The sequence below is a fragment of the Streptococcus sp. HMSC077F03 genome (assembly GCF_001812375.1).
Classification (GTDB): domain Bacteria; phylum Bacillota; class Bacilli; order Lactobacillales; family Streptococcaceae; genus Streptococcus; species Streptococcus oralis_S.
The window spans coordinates 1-399 of record NZ_KV808793.1 but is presented as its reverse complement, the minus strand read 5'-3'; the positions used below and the strand labels follow the sequence as shown (position 1 = coordinate 399).

The window sequence follows — 399 nt, the reverse complement described above, 5'->3', positions numbered from 1 at the left end:
ATTGTGTTTGATTTCACCTCGCGGCCTGTTTCTTTTCCGTCTGTGTAAGTGACAGTTTCAACAATGGTACGAACACCTTTTTGACCAGCTGTCTTCACTCGGCGAACACCTTCAGCTAAGAGTGCATTTTCAACCTCACGAGTCTGGAAGGCAACTTCTTCAGTTTTGGTTACTTCCTTAGTCGTTACAACTGCTTTTGAACCGGTATAAGTAATCTTGTTTTTGGCTGCTTTCTTGGTCTTGCGTGAAACTTCTTTACGAGATTTTTCAACACCATCCACTTTTGTCACTTCATAAGTGACTTCATCGATACCTTCTTCACCTTCTTCAACACGCGTTTGGCCTTTATCCAGTACTGGGTCTACTCTCGTTTCTTCTTTGAAAGCAACTTTTTCCTCT

At 42.1% G+C, this 399-nt stretch carries 1 protein-coding gene; it reads right to left on the bottom strand.

Features of this window, described 5'->3' with window-relative positions; translation table 11 throughout:
• The coding region (locus tag HMPREF2853_RS10070; protein WP_261674242.1) for a G5 domain-containing protein at positions 1 to 399 on the bottom strand (399 nt) is incomplete at both ends.